This is a genomic window from Pseudolysobacter antarcticus (assembly GCF_004168365.1).
GTDB classification, from domain to species: Bacteria; Pseudomonadota; Gammaproteobacteria; order Xanthomonadales; family Rhodanobacteraceae; genus Pseudolysobacter; species Pseudolysobacter antarcticus.
The window spans coordinates 468,961-483,603 of the sequence record NZ_CP035704.1; the positions used below are offsets into that span (position 1 = coordinate 468,961).

Genomic DNA, 14,643 nt, shown 5'->3' on the forward strand with positions numbered 1-14,643 from the left:
TTATTACGTCCCAAGTCCCTAATGTAGTGAGGCGCATAACTGCGACTCGCTCGACCGCCTCCCTGGCGGACATAGCAGTGTGGTACCACCCGATCCCATCTCGAACTCGGAAGTGAAACGCACCCGCGCCGATGGTAGTGTGGCTTAAGCCATGCGAGAGTAGGTCACTGCCAGGGCCCTATTCAACAAAAAAGCCTCCCAGCAATGGGGGGCTTTTTTGTTGCCTCATATCCCGGACTGAAATGCGCCATCCGACGATCAGGCAGCCATCAGGTCCGTCGCAATGTCACCACCAGCACATCCCGATACGCTGCTTCTCTTGGATCCAGCGCCTGCACTGCCGTCACGCCGTGATACACACGGCCGTCATCCAGCAACGGTGTCAGCTCATCCCGTGGATTTCCATAGCATCTGACCCACCCCCTGAAAACTGGGCCGGGGGTAAGTAAAGGATTTCGGCAGAATGGGACCCGTGCCTGATGGGAGTCATGCCGTGAAGAAGTCGCGTTTTACCGAAGAGCAGATTGCGTATGCATTGAAGCAGTCCGAACTCGGGACCGCAGTTGCCGAGATTTGCCGCAAGATGGGTGTGTCGGAAGCCACGTTCTATGTCTGGAAGAAGAAATACGGTGGCCTCGGCCCCTCGGAGCTCAGGCGCCTGCGCCAGTTGGAAGAGGACAACCGAAAGCTCAAGCAGCTTGTGGCTGACTTGAGTCTGGACAAGGCCATGCTGCAGGAGGTGGTCGCAAAAAAACTTTGAGGGCCGCCCAGAAGCGCGACTGTGTAGGTCAGCTGCAAGATCGCTTTGGCGTCAGTGAGCGATGCGCCTGCAAAATCATGTTGATCTCTCGGTCCTCACTGACCTATGCCGCAAAGGCATGCGATTGCAGCGGGCTGCGAATGCGTATTCGGCAGATCGCATCGAGCCGGATTCATTACGGCTGCGAGCGGATATTCGCGATGCTTCGCCGCGAGGGATGGCGCGACAATCACAAGCGCGTGCATCGTGTTTACAAGGCCGAAGGGCTTTCTTTACGGCACTGTCGCCCTCACCGCAGTCGCAGTGGTCAGCGCCGTCAGCCACGCACGGAAACGTTCGCGGCGAACGATCTGTGGGGCATGCATTTTGTCAGCGATGCGCTGTGGCAGTGAGTTCGCGGGCAAGGTCATGGACCAGTGGGCCTATGAAAACGGCGTTGAGCTCGACTTCTCTCGCCGTGGCACGCCGACTGACAACGCGCTGGTCGAAAGCTTCAACGGGCGGTTTCGTCAGGAGTGCCTGAACGAGCATTGGTTCTTGTCACTGGACGACGCCAGGCGCAAGATCGACGCGTGGCGACGCTTCTACAACGAGGAGCGACCCCACTCTGCCATTGGGTGGAAGACACCTGCGGAATTCGCCCGTGAACACGAGGCCCAAGCGAAATCGCAGGAGCAGTAGAAGGTCGAATTCTCTATCGACTGCCGGTCCGGAAAATGGGGGTGGGTCAATAACCACCGGACTCTAAAGCTGGTCGCTACTCAAAGCGGGGGGACGTCGGAACTGGTCTTATTCCACAGTCACGCTTTTTGCCAGATTGCGCGGTTGATCCACGTCGGTGCCGCGCAGTACGGCGACGTGGTAGGCGAGTAGCTGCAACGGCACCGTGAATACGATCGGTGCGATCAGTTCGCCGCAGCGCGGCACGGTGATGAGGTGATCACGATCGCGCGTCATGCCGTGCGCTACGTCCTCGTCGGCGAGCACGTAAAGTTCGGCGCCGCGGGCGCGGACTTCCTCGATATTGGATTTCAGTTTTTCCAGCAGATGATCATTCGGCGCGACTGCGATCACCGGCATGTCCTCATCGACCAGCGCGAGCGGGCCGTGCTTGAGCTCGCCGGCCGGATACGCCTCGGCATGGATGTACGAAATTTCCTTGAGCTTGAGCGCGCCTTCCATCGCGATCGGAAACTGCGTGCCGCGACCGAGGAAAAGTGCGTGCTGCTTGCTCACGAAATGTTGCGCCATCTGCTTGATCGCTCCGTCCAGCGTGAGCACGCCGCGCAGCGCGCCGGGCAGCGTTTCCAGTTGTTTGACCAGCGCTTCGTAACGCGCGTTGTCGAGGCCATGATGCCGCCCCAATTCCAGTGCAAGCAGCGCGAGTGCCACTAGTTGTGTGGTGAACGCCTTGGTCGAGGCGACGCCGATTTCGGGGCCGGCACGGGTCATCAGGCTGAGTTTCGATTCGCGTACGATCGAGGATTCCGGCACGTTGCAGATCGCCAGTTCGCTCAGATAACCGCGCGTCTTGGCGAGTTTTAGCGCGGCTAGCGTATCGGCAGTTTCGCCGGACTGCGACACCGTGACCAGCAGACTATCGGGCATGACCACGCTTTGCCGGTAACGATATTCCGAAGCGATTTCGACGATGCACGGCAAGCCTGCAAACGCTTCGATCCAGTAACGCGCGATCAGTGCGGCGTGATAACTCGAACCGCACGCGACGATCTGCACCGCACGTGTGCGCGTCAACAATTCACGCGCACCGACGCCGAAGATTTCGGTGAGAATATGACCGCCGCTGAGACGCCCTTCGAGCGTATCGGCAATCGCCTGCGGTTGCTCGTGGATTTCCTTGAGCATGTAATGGCGATATTCGCCGCGCTCGACCGCGTCGGCGGAAAAGTGCGCCTGCTTGACGGTGCGCTCGACCTGCTGGCCTTGGGCATCAAACACGCGCACCTGATCGATGTTGACCTCGGCGACATCGCCTTCATCGAGATAAATAAAACGGCGCGTTACCGGCAACAGCGCGTGAATATCGGAGGCGATGAATTGTTCGTCGTCGCTCAAGCCGACCACCATCGGACTGCCGCGTCGCGCGCCGATCACGCGCCCGGGTTCGCGCAACGACATCACCGCAATGGCATACGCGCCATGCAGTCGCGCGATCGTGCGCTGTACCGATTCGAGCAGGCTCAATCCCTGGCTGTGATGATGCTCAACCAGATGCGCGATGACTTCGGTATCGGTTTCGCTGGTGAAGACAAACCCGAGCGCGCGCAACTCGCTACGCAACTCGTCGTGGTTTTCGATGATGCCGTTGTGTACTACTGCGACGGTATCGCGCGACGCCATCGGATGTGCATTCATCGTCACCGGTGCACCGTGCGTGGCCCAGCGTGTATGTGCGATTCCGGTGTGGCCGTGCACGGGTTGGGTTGCATACAGCGTTTCGAGATCGCGGACTTTGCCTTTGGTGCGCACGCGCGTGAGGCCGTTATCGGTGAGCAACGCGATACCGGCAGAATCGTAGCCGCGGTATTCGAGCGCCTTCAATCCGGCGATCAGGGTCGGGACGACATCACGTCGCGCAGCGGCGGCAACAATTCCACACATGGTCAAGATCCAGGCAGCAACGCGTTGAAAAAACAGAATGTAGACGCGGAGTTTATCTGCTGGGGCTCAAGATGCGCTGAGGTTTGCCGATATCCGCGCGCCACGAGATTCCTAGCCTGCTAAAGTTCTCCGACGAATTGAGGAATACGACCATGAAACTACAGTTTGGCATTGCGCCGGCCAATGTTTTTCCGAAACCGCTGGTGATCTGCATTGCGCTGGCATTGAGTGGCGCCATCGGCAATGCCGAGACATTGCCTGCGAAAACAGATCCGGCCGCAGCCGAATGGGCAGCGAGTGATGCTGTTTTATGGCAGCCGCAGACCTCGAAACTGCATCAGGAACGCCTGCGCATGGCGATGCTGCGGGTCGCGTCTACAGTGCATGAACCGATCACAAGAGTCGCGACGAATTGTGCGGATGATGGCAGCGTCGGAAGCTTGCGTTCAATCGTTGCGGCCGCGTTGAGTGGTGACAGTATCGATCTGAGTGCACTCGCTTGCAGCACGATTACACTGACCCAGGGCCAGATTCCGATCAACGTCGATGACCTGACGATCGTCGGCCCCGGCGTGAATAGCCTGACCATTGATGGCAACCATCAGGATCGTGTGTTTGCACATTTCGGTTACGGCACGTTATCGCTGAGCGGAATGACGGTCAGCAACGGCAGCAAAATCGTCTCGGGTACTGATGTCGGCGCAGGTGGGTGTATCGCCAGTGGCTCATATCTCGCGTTCACCGATTTGGTCGTTAACCATTGCCGCGCCGAGGGCGAGGGTAGTTATGGCGGTGCGGTGTTTGCTTATGGTCTGGGCATGTCTAACAGCACGATCTCGAATAGCATCGCAATTGGTACCCACCCGACCAATTTCACCGCGGCGTTTGGCGGAGCTGCATTCCTGTACACGCTGGACATGACCAACAGCACGATTAGCGGCAACAGCGCGCAGCGGAATCTCAAACCCGGCAACGGCGGATACGAAATCGGCGGTGGCATTGTACTCGTGCACGGCGGAACGATCGCGGGCTCGACTATCGATACGAATTATTCGTACGGTCGCGCGGGCGCAATAGCCGCTTTCGCAGACTCGCTGATATTGAGCAACAGCACGATTTCGGGAAACCGCGCGCAGAACGGAATAGGCGGTGGTTTGCATCTGCGCGTGTTTACCGATCTCGTGTTGTACAACGACACGCTCACCGCGAATCAAGCCGCGCTTGACGGTGGCGGCGTGTTTTTGAATCCGGGCCAGCAAAGCATGACCACGCTCAGTACGATCATCAGCGGCAATACTGTCGGCGCGGGAACGAGTGCTGACATCTACGCCAGCACGCCGATCACGCTCGGTGGTTCGAACAGTCTGATCGGCGCGATTACATCTCCGGTGACGTTGCCGCCCGGCACACTGAGAACTTCCGCACATTTGTTGCCGCTCGCTGCGAATGGCGGCTCGACACGCACGCACGCATTAACCGCGGGCAGTCCCGCTTTGGATGCCGGCACGAATGCGCAGGGCCTGGCGAACGATCAGCGCGGAGCGGGGTTTGCGCGCGTGTTCGGTCCGTCTGCTGATATCGGCGCTTTTGAGGCGCAGCAAAAACTGGTGGCGCCACTTCCCGCGCAGATACCGGCGGCATCAGTTTGGGGTTTGGGTTTGCTCGCGGCGATGCTTGGATTTTTGGGGTGGCGGCGACGCTGCAGCGGCAACGAATAAGACCACATCGCAGTGTCATCTCGGCGATTGCATTTCATCTGCATTTCGCGGCGACAATGATGTATCAGGTCGTTTTTTTGGGGCGATGCCAGCCCGTGTACGACGTCTGCCGCGCGCGCGCCACGGCAAGTTCGCTCGCCGCTACGTCACGCGTGATGGTCGAGCCGGCGCCGATGGTAGCTTCGGCGCCGATCGTGACGGGTGCGACCAGCGCTGAGTTCGAGCCGATGAAAGCGCCGTCCTTGATCACGGTCTGATGCTTGTTGCTGCCATCGTAATTGCAGGTGATGGTGCCAGCGCCGATGTTGACGCCAGCCCCGATCGTGGCATCACCGAGATAACTCAGATGATTGGCTCGCGACTTTTTGCCAATTGTGGATTTTTTTACTTCTACAAAATTTCCAATGTGTACGCCTTCGGCGAGTTCGGTCCCAGGGCGTAGACGTGCGTACGGGCCAATGCCGCACGCGCCGAGTGTGACCACGCCATCGAGATCGCAATGAGCGCGCACCACGGTGCCGGCCGCGAGTCGACAATTTCTGATTCGTGTGAACGGCCCGATCTCCACGCCATCGCCAAACTCGTTGAAACCTTCGAGCACGACGTCGACATCGATCTCGACATCGTGCCCGGCCTGCAGTGTGCCGCGCAGGTCGAAACGCGCTGGATCGGCAAGGCGCACGCCGGATTCGCAAAGCTCACGTGCCGCGCGCAATTGGAACAGCCGTTCCAGCCCCGCGAGCTGCCAGGCGTCGTTCGCGCCGAGGGCTTCATTTGCATCAGTGCAGATATGGCAGGCGGCGGCGTCAGTATCGTTCGTCGCTGCCGCAAAAATGTCGGTCAGCAAATATTCGCGTTGCGCATTGTCGTTTCGCAGCTGCGCTGTCCATACGCGCAGACGCGCAGCGTCGGCCGCGATGATGCCGGTATTGATCAGCGTGATCGCGCGCTGTTCGGCATTCGCATCTTTCTCCTCGACGATTGCGGCAACGCGGCCGTGATCGTTGCGCACGATGCGACCGTAACCAGTTGGATCGGACATGTTCGCGGCGAGCACGGAAAGTGGTGCGGTTTCATCGAGCAACGGTATCAACGTCGACGCTCGCAGCAGCGGAACATCGCCGTACAGCACCAGCACACGGGCATTGTCGGGAACGGCGGGCAATGCGCTGCGCACTGCATCGCCCGTGCCGTTTTGTTCGATTTGCTGCACCCAGTGCAGATCGGCCTGATCGGCGAATGCAGCTTGAACCTGATCACCGCGATGGCCGTAAATCACGTGAATCGCCGCCGGATTCAATTGCCGCGCCGTGGCCAGCACATGCGCCAGCATCGAGCGCCCGGCCAGCGGCATCAGCACCTTCGGCAAGGCCGAGCGCATGCGCTTGCCCGCGCCGGCGGCGAGGATCAGGACATGCAGCGGGGAGGTCATGCACAGCTCCGACGTATTCGATCAAACATGGCTCGGAAGCGACTCAGTTCAGGCGTGGACTGTCGCTGCGTGGTCCGATTTCGGCGGCGCGTTGTTCCTGCCACCAGCCGTGCGCGTCGATCGCAAAATCGGTGGCGGATTCGATCAGTTCATCGCGTTGTTCCTGGTTTTCCAGCAGATGCGCGAGTTTCTCATCACCGGGACCGAACGCGAGGATTTCGACGGCCGCATAATCGTCGGAGAAATCGACATCATCCAGCAGCGGCGCCCAATCATCTGCACGCAGATCAATGCCGCGCGCATAACCGAGACACCATTCCTGGGCGTGGATTTCATTGCTGCCGTCTTCGCCTTCAAAATCGAACATCAACGGCGAGAATCCTTCGTCGCCTGCAGCAAAAGCGTGGACGATACCATTGGCATGACGTGTGACCAACGCCATGAAACGTTCCAGCTGTTGCGGTGATTCCCAGCTCGGTTCAGCGCCTTCGCCGTCGAGTTGCCAGATGAAATTGATCCATTCCGATGAGGTGACGTCCTGCGGGCCGGACACGACTGCGGTAAGAAAACCATCCAGCATTTCCAGGCTCATGCCGTTATGCGGCACAGCGTATTTTTCCAGCAGTGTATCGAGTTCGTCGAGCTCGCTATCGCTCAATGGCAGATGTAAATTTTGGGTGTTGCTCATACGGGAATTTCCATCAGGGCCGATGTCGGCAAGTGAGGATTGTATGCCCGCGAGACGTCGCGGCCAAATTTTTGTCTGCGTACAAATACAAACGCCGGCACGAGGCCGGCGTTTGTGCAGCGAATTGAAAAGCAGATCAGTGCTTGAGATTCTGACGCAGCCGTTCCAGCGCCTGCAACTGCGCGATCGCTTGAGCGAGCTGGACTTGCGCCTCGGCGACTTCGATCGCATCGGTGCGATTTGCAAGCAGATGCTCGGCGTCTTCCTTGGCCTTGCGTGCGGCTGATTCATCGAGATCCTTGGCGCGGATCGCGGTATCGGCAAGCACCGTCACGACTTGCGGCTGCACTTCGAGAATGCCGCCGGAGACATAGAACGACTGTTCTTCGCCGCCTTCCATCGTCACGCGCACCTGGCCGGGCTTGAGTCTTGTGATCAGCGGCGCGTGGCGCGGCGCAATGCCGAGTTCGCCGAGTTCGCCCGTGGCGACGACCAGTTGCACGTCACCGTGGAAGATTTCTTTTTCGGCACTGACGATATCGCAACGAATGGTGGCCATGTTCGAGTTCCTCAATTTTTTGGCGCGGATAATGCGATAGATGTCGCCGCGCGTTTGCAGCGCGGCGACTATTCGATCACGCCTTGGCAGCGAGTTTCTTCGCGTTCTCGAAGGCTTCGTCGATGCCGCCGACCATGTAGAACGCCTGTTCCGGCAATGCATCGCATTCGCCATCGACGATCATCTTGAAACCACGGATGGTTTCTTTCAGCGACACGTATTTGCCCGGCGAACCGGTGAACACTTCGGCAACGAAGAACGGCTGCGAGAAGAAACGTTCGACCTTGCGCGCGCGCGCCACGATCTGGCGATCTTCTTCGGACAACTCGTCCATGCCGAGAATCGCGATGATGTCTTTCAATTCCTTGTAACGCTGCAACGTGCCCTGCACGCGACGCGCGATGTCGTAATGTTCCTGGCCGACGACCAGCGGATCGAGCTGGCGGCTGGTGGAGTCGAGCGGATCGACCGCTGGGTAAATACCGAGCGAAGCGATCTGGCGCGACAATACGACGGTCGCATCCAAATGGCCGAAGGTGGTCGCCGGCGACGGATCGGTCAAGTCATCCGCGGGCACGTACACGGCCTGGATCGAGGTGATCGAGCCAGTCTTGGTCGAAGTGATGCGCTCCTGCAGCACGCCCATTTCTTCGGCCAAGGTCGGCTGATAACCCACGGCGGATGGCATACGGCCAAGCAGCGCAGATACTTCGGTACCGGCCAAGGTGTAGCGATAAATATTGTCGACGAAGAACAATACGTCGCGGCCTTCGTCGCGGAAGTATTCAGCCATCGTCAAACCGGTCAGCGCGACGCGCAGGCGGTTGCCCGGCGGCTCGTTCATCTGGCCGTATACGAGCGCGACCTTGTCGAGCACGTTGGAATCTTTCATTTCGTGGTAGAAATCGTTGCCTTCGCGGGTACGTTCACCCACACCGGCGAACACCGAATAACCACTGTGCTCGATCGCGATGTTGCGGATCAGCTCAAGCATGTTGACGGTCTTGCCGACGCCGGCGCCGCCGAACAGGCCGACCTTGCCGCCCTTGGCGAACGGGCACATCAGGTCTATGACCTTGATGCCGGTTTCGAGCAGATCGTTGCTCTGTGCGAGATCTTCATAACGCGGTGCGCTGCGATGGATGGTCCAGCGATCGGTCTCGCCGATCGGGCCGGCTTCGTCGATCGGACGACCGAGCACATCCATGATGCGACCGAGCGTTTGCGTACCGACCGGCACCTTGATGCCTTCGCCGGTGTTGGTCGCGATCAAGTTGCGCTTGAGTCCGTCGGTCGAACCAAGCGCAATCGTACGCACCACGCCGTCACCCAGCTGTTGTTGAACTTCCAGCGTGATTTCGGTGTTGGCGACGGTTAGCGCGTCGTACACTTTCGGCACGGACTCGCGCGGAAATTCCACGTCGACGACGGCGCCGATGATCTGAACGATTTTGCCCTGGCTCATTGTTCTATCCTCAAAAATAAATAATGTCGTCGCGCGATGCGGTTAAACCGCTGCTGCGCCGCTGACGATTTCAGAAATTTCTTGCGTGATCGCGGCCTGACGCGCCTTGTTGTAAATCAGGTTCAGCGTTTCGATCGCCTTGCTGGCATTGTCCGACGCGCTCTTCATTGCAACCATGCGCGCGGCATGTTCACTGGCCAGATTTTCCAGCGTGGCCTGATACACCAGTGACTCGACATAACGCGTCAAGACGTGTTCGAGCACGACATCGGCACCCGGTTCGTAGATGTAATCCCAGTCGTGGGTATTGCTCAGTTCATCCGATGGCGGCAACGGCAGCAATACATCCAGCGTCGGCTTCTGCGACATCGTATTGATGAAGTCGTTGTAGGCCAGGCTGAGGCGATCGATGCGACCATCGCTGTAGCTATCCAGCATGACCTTGATCACGCCGATCAGCTGCGCGACCTGCGGTTTCTCGCCGAGTTGCGAAACGCTGCCGATCAGGTTCACCTTGAGGCGTTTGAAAAACGCGTTGGCCTTGTTGCCGATCGTGACGACATCGACTTCGACGCCCTTGGTCTGCCAGTCGCGAATCTCCGCGAGAATACGGCGGAACAGGTTCGAGTTGAGGCCGCCGCACAAACCGCGATCGGTCGATACCACGAGATAACCGACGCGCCTGATTTCCTTGCGCTCGACCAAAAACGGATGCTTGTATTCGGTGTTGGCGCGCGCGACGTGGCCGATCACCTGACGCATCAGGCGCGCGTACGGACGCGAGGCCTTCATGAGGTCCTGCGCTTTGCGGATCTTGCTGGCCGAGACCATTTCCAGCGCGCGCGTCACCTTGCGGGTGTTTTGCACGCTCTTGATCTTGGTGCGGATTTCTCTGGCGCCTGCCATGTCAACAACCTTGCGTCTGCGTGAGTCGAGCGTTTAGCCCGGCATCTTGCGTATCGGTGAATCGAATCGGCGTCGGTCGAGATGAATTCGACCGATGCCTGAAGTTTTACCAGCTACCAGTCTTCTTGAACTCGACCAGGGCTTTCTTGAAAACGCCTTCGATCTCGTCGTTCCAGTTACCGGTGCGCGTGAGATCTTCCATCCATGCCTTGTTGTTCTGGTTGACGAAATCGTGCAGTGCCTTCTCGAACGGCAGGATCTGCGCCATCGGCAGGTCGTCCATGTAACCCTTGTCGACCGCGTACAACGACAGCGCCATATCGGCCACGGTCAGCGGCGAATACTGCTTCTGCTTCATCAGTTCGGTTACGCGCTGGCCGCGTTCGAGCTGCTTGCGTGTGGTCTCGTCGAGATCCGACGCGAACTGCGCAAACGCCGCGAGTTCGCGGTACTGCGCGAGCGCCAGACGCACACCGCCGCCGAGCTTCTTGATGATCTTGGTCTGCGCGGCACCACCGACTCGCGACACCGAAACGCCGGCGTTGATTGCGGGACGAATACCTGCGTTAAACAGATCGGTTTCGAGGAAGATCTGGCCGTCGGTGATCGAAATCACGTTGGTCGGCACGAATGCCGAAACGTCACCGGCCTGGGTTTCGATGATTGGCAACGCGGTCAACGAACCGGTCTTGCCTTTCACGGCGCCCTTGGTGAAGTTCTCGACGTATTCCTCGTTCACGCGAGCCGCACGTTCGAGCAGGCGGGAATGTAAATAGAACACGTCGCCCGGATACGCTTCACGACCCGGCGGACGCTTCAGCAACAGCGACACCTGACGATAGGCCCAAGCTTGCTTGGTCAGATCGTCATAAATGATCAGGGCGTCTTCGCCGCGGTCACGGAAGTATTCTCCCATCGCACAACCGGAGTAGGGCGCGATGAACTGCATCGCGGCCGATTCCGACGCGGTCGCCGCAACGATGATCGTGTGCGCAAGTGCGCCGTGTTCTTCGAGCTTGCGCACCACGTTGGCGATCGAGCTGGCCTTCTGGCCGATCGCGACGTAGATACATTTGATGCCGGTACCTTTCTGGTTGATGATCGTATCGATCGCCACCGCGGTCTTGCCGGTCTGGCGATCGCCGATGATCAGCTCGCGCTGACCGCGACCGATCGGCACCATCGCATCGATCGATTTCAAACCGGTCTGCACCGGCTGATCGACCGACTTGCGCCAGATCACGCCGGGCGCGACTTTTTCGATCGGCGAAGTTTCGGTGGTGGCGATCGGACCGGCACCATCGATCGGATTGCCGAGTGCATCGACCACGCGGCCAAGCAATGCAGGGCCGACCGGCACTTCCAGAATGCGGCCGGTGGTCTTGACCACGTCGCCTTCGCGCAGATGGCCGTACTTGCCGAGCACCACCGAGCCGACCGAGTCGCGCTCGAGGTTCAGCGCGAGGCCGTAGGTGTTGTCAGGGAATTCGATCATCTCGCCCTGCATCACGTCGGCCAGGCCGTGGATGCGGGCAATACCGTCGGATACCGAGGTAATCGTGCCTTCGTTGCGTGCTTCCGAAGCGAGCTTGAAGTTTTCGATGCGGTTCTTGATCAGCTCGCTGATTTCGGAGGGGTTGAGTGTGCTTTGCATGGTCTTTCCCGTTGCGTAGGGCGAATCCGCAGATCCGCCAGAGGATTTGGTATAACGCCAAACTGGCGAGCAAAAGCCCGCCCTACAATTCAAAAATTAATGCGCCAGCGCGCTGCTCAGACGTTGCAGGCGACCCGCCACCGAACCGTCGATCACGACATCACCGGCATCAATGATGGCGCCGCCGATGACCGTGGCATCGAGTTTCTGCTCGAGTTCGATCTCGCGATTAAAACGCTTGCTCAGTGCGGCCTTGAGACTGCTGACTTGGGCCGGATCGATCGCTGTCGCCGAGCGCACGCTCACCTTGAGTATGCGTTCGGCGTCGTGCTTCAGCACTTCGAAGATCGCGGCGATCTCGGGCAACAGGCTCAAGCGACCGTTCTCCGCGAGTAGCCGGATGTAATTGCCAAACGCCGAATCCCCCGAAGTTTCTGCGGGCAGAAACAAGCTGGTGAGATCGTTCGCGGCAATGCGCGGATCGCCGTTCAAGCTGTGCACGCGCGGATCGGCAGCCACTTGCGCCGCAAAACCGAGATTGCGCGACCATTCGGCCAATGCCTTGGCGCCACTCGCGAGCTCGAAAGCGGCGCGGGCGTACGGGCGGGCCAGAGTAAGCGCTTCGCTCATGACTTAAAGCTCGGTAACCAGCTGGTCGATCAGTGCCTTGTGCGTATCGGCATTGATTTCGCGCTGGATGATCTTCGACGCGCCGCTGACAGCCAGTTGTGCGACTTGAGCACGCAGCTGTTCTTTCGCGCGGTGCGCCATGTTTTCGATCTCGGCTTCGGCGCTGGCTTTCTGCCGACTGCCTTCGGCGATCGCATCCTGCTTGGCCTTGTCGACGATCTGGTTGGCCTGCTGATTGGCCTTGTCGATAATTGCCGATGCGTCGATACGCGCCTTGCGGATTTCGTCCGCAACACGGGCATCGGCGTCTTTAAGCTCGGACTGCGCGCGATCTGCGGCAGCCAAACCTTCGGCGATCTTTTTCTGACGATCTTCGATGGCTGCCATCAGCGGCGGCCAGATGAACTTCATGCTGAACCAGATCAGGATCGCGAAAACGATCATCTGGCCAAACAGAGTCGCATTGACATTCATTGCGACGACTCCTCAATACGGCTGCGGGTCAAAACTGCCGCCGTGCCAATGTGGCGCGAGCGAAAGTTCGTGGTGATGTCACGCGACAATTTATTGTCGGCGCGGCATCGTTCGAAACGATTTTAGTGTGCGAGACCTTTCAGCGCCGACAGTAGCGGATTGGCGATACCGAAGAACATCGCCAATGCAACACCGATCAGGAACGCGGCGTCGATCAGGCCAGCGAGCAGGAACATGCGACCCTGCAGCATCGGTACGAGCTCAGGCTGGCGCGCGGCCGACTCGAGGAACTTCGAACCCATGATGCCGATACCAATACAGGCACCGATAGCACCGAGACCGATGATGAGGCCGATACCGAGAGCGGTGTAAGCCTGAATGAGAGCGACGGACTGTTCCATGATGTTCTCCTAAACGAAATTCAAAAGTGGATTGGACAAAAAAGCTAAAGGCAAAAAACGTAAATCAGTGGTGTTCGTGTGCCATCGAGATGTAGACCACGGTCAACACCATGAAGATGAAAGCCTGCAGGCCGATAATCAGAATATGGAAGATCGCCCACGGCGCGCCACCGAGCCAAGCGAGATACCACGGCAGACCAGCGATCAGCATGAATACCAGCTCGCCAGCGTACATGTTGCCGAAGAGTCGCATCGCCAGCGATACCGGCTTGGACAGATATTCGACTAAGTTCAAAAAGAAGTTCGGGATAGCGAGCAAAATCTTGCCAAACGTGCCGTTGGCATGGAACGGTGCCGTGAACAACTCAAGCGTGAAGCCGCCGAAGCCCTTGGATTTGACCGAGTAGAACAGCACGAGAAAAAACACCGTCAGCGACATGCCAAACGTGGTGTTCAGATCAGCCGTCGGCACCGAGCGGAAGAACGTGTGGTGCGGATCGTGACCGGTAATATTGAGCACGCCACCGATCAGATCCAGCGGCAGCAAATCCATGGCATTCATCATGAACACCCACAGGAAGATCGTCAGCGCCAGTGGCGCGATGAAACGACGGTCGCCGTGAAACACATCCTTAACCTGGCCGTCGACGAACGTCAATACGAGCTCGATGAACGCCTGGCCTTTGCCTGGAACGCCGGCCGTAGCCTTGCGCGCCTGCGACCAGAACCAGAGCAGGGTCAGGCCACCGGCCAGGATGCCAACCAGCATGGAATCGATATTGATCGACCAGAATGGCGTCGAGCCGAACTGCACCGAGTTGTGGGTCAGATGGTGCTGGATGTATTCAGTCAGGCCACCCGATTCTGCTTCGCTACTCACAAGAACTCCCGAAAATTCAATTGTCTCTGAAGCGAAAACCCGCCAAATTCGCCAGTAACGCCGCGCTCAAACCGCATAGCGCCGGTAGCGGTGGCAGTCGAAACTGTCCGATCACCAGATAAATCCCGCCTATCACCACGAACCATTTCAAAATTGCTCCCGCGATCAAACGCGACAACGTAAATTCCCCGCCGGCCTGCACCGCGCCGAATAAACGCAAGGCCAGTAGCATATTGCCGATCACCACCAGCGCACCGCCGCACAGTGCAGCCAGTGCCGAGGGCCATCCTTGCAGTAAAAACAGGAGCGCTACAGCCAGACTGATACACGCCTGTATTACCAGTACGCGAGCGGCCAATCGTCGGCCGGCGGCAATGGAATTTTGCACGTGTTGTCTATCCAGATGGGTTGCCGCACCGTGCGCCGCGCTAAAAGCATCGGATTCCGGTCGATC

General features: G+C 58.7%; 14 protein-coding genes, 1 rRNA gene and 1 pseudogene. 3 read left to right on the forward strand and 13 right to left on the reverse strand.

The genetic code is table 11. The annotated features are described in order from the left end of the window. Positions 1-61: 61 nt before the first annotated feature. A 5S ribosomal RNA gene (gene rrf, locus ELE36_RS02020) occupies positions 62-176 on the forward strand. A 93-nt stretch (positions 177-269) separates the two neighbouring features. On the opposite strand, the gene ELE36_RS20920 is transcribed toward rrf, so the two are convergent. Next, complete coding sequence (locus ELE36_RS20920) at positions 270-377, reverse strand: 2OG-Fe dioxygenase family protein (protein WP_277987062.1); 108 nt, start codon at positions 375-377, stop codon at positions 270-272. 116 nt (positions 378-493) lie between these two features. Here ELE36_RS20920 and ELE36_RS02030 point away from each other — a divergent pair. Continuing rightward, positions 494-1,441, forward strand: a pseudogene (locus ELE36_RS02030) (integrase core domain-containing protein). Positions 1,442-1,549: 108 nt separating this feature from the next. Here the strand turns inward: ELE36_RS02030 and glmS are convergent. Further along, complete coding sequence (gene glmS / locus ELE36_RS02035) at positions 1,550-3,382, reverse strand: glutamine--fructose-6-phosphate transaminase (isomerizing) (protein WP_129831503.1); 1,833 nt, start codon at positions 3,380-3,382, stop codon at positions 1,550-1,552. A gap of 152 nt (positions 3,383-3,534) precedes the next feature. On the opposite strand from glmS, the gene ELE36_RS02040 reads away from it, so the two are divergent. Beyond that, the gene (locus tag ELE36_RS02040; RefSeq protein WP_129831504.1) at positions 3,535-5,100 is read left to right on the forward strand and encodes a choice-of-anchor Q domain-containing protein; all 1,566 of its coding nucleotides are present in this window, start codon (positions 3,535-3,537) and stop codon (positions 5,098-5,100) included. A gap of 64 nt (positions 5,101-5,164) precedes the next feature. Here ELE36_RS02040 and glmU read toward each other — a convergent pair whose 3' ends face one another. From glmU to ELE36_RS02095, 11 genes are all read right to left on the reverse strand, one after another. Continuing rightward, on the reverse strand, positions 5,165-6,532 hold the full coding sequence (gene glmU, locus ELE36_RS02045; RefSeq protein ID WP_129831505.1) for a bifunctional UDP-N-acetylglucosamine diphosphorylase/glucosamine-1-phosphate N-acetyltransferase GlmU: 1,368 nt from the start codon (positions 6,530-6,532) through the stop codon (positions 5,165-5,167). A 43-nt stretch (positions 6,533-6,575) separates the two neighbouring features. Continuing rightward, positions 6,576-7,220 (reverse strand): UPF0149 family protein, encoded by a 645-nt coding sequence (locus ELE36_RS02050; RefSeq protein WP_165371433.1) that lies wholly within the window; start codon positions 7,218-7,220, stop codon positions 6,576-6,578. 136 nt (positions 7,221-7,356) lie between these two features. Continuing rightward, the gene (locus ELE36_RS02055; RefSeq protein ID WP_129831507.1) at positions 7,357-7,779 is read right to left on the reverse strand and encodes a F0F1 ATP synthase subunit epsilon; all 423 of its coding nucleotides are present in this window, start codon (positions 7,777-7,779) and stop codon (positions 7,357-7,359) included. Between the two features lie 76 nt (positions 7,780-7,855). Continuing rightward, positions 7,856-9,244 carry a F0F1 ATP synthase subunit beta gene (gene atpD, locus ELE36_RS02060; RefSeq protein ID WP_129831508.1) on the reverse strand — a complete coding sequence of 463 codons (1,389 nt, stop codon included), beginning with the start codon at positions 9,242-9,244 and terminating at the stop codon, positions 7,856-7,858. Positions 9,245-9,286: 42 nt separating this feature from the next. Next, on the reverse strand, positions 9,287-10,150 hold the full coding sequence (gene atpG / locus ELE36_RS02065) for a F0F1 ATP synthase subunit gamma (protein ID WP_129831509.1): 864 nt from the start codon (positions 10,148-10,150) through the stop codon (positions 9,287-9,289). Positions 10,151-10,256: 106 nt separating this feature from the next. Continuing rightward, a complete protein-coding gene (gene atpA, locus ELE36_RS02070) occupies positions 10,257-11,804 on the reverse strand; it encodes a F0F1 ATP synthase subunit alpha (protein WP_129831510.1) in 1,548 nt (515 codons plus the stop codon). A 96-nt stretch (positions 11,805-11,900) separates the two neighbouring features. Continuing rightward, a complete protein-coding gene (locus tag ELE36_RS02075; protein WP_129831511.1) occupies positions 11,901-12,434 on the reverse strand; it encodes a F0F1 ATP synthase subunit delta in 534 nt (177 codons plus the stop codon). Positions 12,435-12,437: 3 nt separating this feature from the next. Continuing rightward, positions 12,438-12,908, reverse strand: coding sequence for a F0F1 ATP synthase subunit B (locus tag ELE36_RS02080; RefSeq protein ID WP_129831512.1), 471 nt, complete (start codon positions 12,906-12,908; stop codon positions 12,438-12,440). Positions 12,909-13,030: 122 nt separating this feature from the next. Next, entirely contained in the window at positions 13,031-13,309 is a 279-nt protein-coding gene (gene atpE, locus ELE36_RS02085) for a F0F1 ATP synthase subunit C (protein ID WP_129831513.1), read from the reverse strand. Positions 13,310-13,373: 64 nt separating this feature from the next. Then, complete coding sequence (gene atpB / locus ELE36_RS02090) at positions 13,374-14,189, reverse strand: F0F1 ATP synthase subunit A (protein ID WP_129831514.1); 816 nt, start codon at positions 14,187-14,189, stop codon at positions 13,374-13,376. 16 nt (positions 14,190-14,205) lie between these two features. Next, positions 14,206-14,577, reverse strand: a complete 372-nt coding sequence (locus ELE36_RS02095) for an ATP synthase subunit I (RefSeq protein ID WP_165371434.1) — start codon at positions 14,575-14,577, stop codon at positions 14,206-14,208. Positions 14,578-14,643: the final 66 nt, after the last annotated feature.

Excerpts from the sequence above, each read along its gene's own strand:
- ELE36_RS02050 (WP_165371433.1), bottom strand. The coding sequence starts at position 7,220 with ATGAGCAACACCCAAAATTTACATCTGCCATTGAGCGATAGCGAGCTC.
- glmS (WP_129831503.1), bottom strand. The coding sequence starts at position 3,382 with ATGTGTGGAATTGTTGCCGCCGCTGCGCGACGTGATGTCGTCCCGACC.
- ELE36_RS02075 (WP_129831511.1), bottom strand. The coding sequence starts at position 12,434 with ATGAGCGAAGCGCTTACTCTGGCCCGCCCGTACGCCCGCGCCGCTTTC.
- atpD (WP_129831508.1), bottom strand. The coding sequence starts at position 9,244 with ATGAGCCAGGGCAAAATCGTTCAGATCATCGGCGCCGTCGTCGACGTG.
- ELE36_RS02040 (WP_129831504.1), top strand. The coding sequence starts at position 3,535 with ATGAAACTACAGTTTGGCATTGCGCCGGCCAATGTTTTTCCGAAACCG.
- atpE (WP_129831513.1), bottom strand. The coding sequence starts at position 13,309 with ATGGAACAGTCCGTCGCTCTCATTCAGGCTTACACCGCTCTCGGTATC.
- ELE36_RS02055 (WP_129831507.1), bottom strand. The coding sequence starts at position 7,779 with ATGGCCACCATTCGTTGCGATATCGTCAGTGCCGAAAAAGAAATCTTC.
- ELE36_RS02080 (WP_129831512.1), bottom strand. The coding sequence starts at position 12,908 with ATGAATGTCAATGCGACTCTGTTTGGCCAGATGATCGTTTTCGCGATC.
- atpA (WP_129831510.1), bottom strand. The coding sequence starts at position 11,804 with ATGCAAAGCACACTCAACCCCTCCGAAATCAGCGAGCTGATCAAGAAC.
- atpG (WP_129831509.1), bottom strand. The coding sequence starts at position 10,150 with ATGGCAGGCGCCAGAGAAATCCGCACCAAGATCAAGAGCGTGCAAAAC.
- glmU (WP_129831505.1), bottom strand. The coding sequence starts at position 6,532 with ATGACCTCCCCGCTGCATGTCCTGATCCTCGCCGCCGGCGCGGGCAAG.